Below are 234 nucleotides of genomic sequence, written 5' to 3' on the forward strand. Positions count from 1 at the left end.
ATTGGCTCTATCCGAAAGGAAGGCATAACTGTATAATTCTGTCAGAGGTTCCTCTAATTGCTCTCCGTATTGCTGAAAAATACCAAACCATTTTTCAGAATTGATCTTACGTTTGGCTTCACTTCGGTAGGTTCCAAAGGCAAAACGCATATCTTTTTTTAAAGAATCTATTTTTAAAAAAGCGTTAGCCGTCTCATTTTCTGAAATAACACTACAAAACATCTCATTGTCAAA

1 pseudogene is annotated in these 234 nt (G+C 35.0%); it reads right to left on the reverse strand.

From position 1 onward, the window contains the following. Nucleotides 1-234: pseudogene (locus tag ACY2RT_RS15700) on the reverse strand (helix-turn-helix transcriptional regulator); the annotation flags it as partial.

This window comes from Ulvibacter sp. 2210JD10-4 (assembly GCF_058148525.1).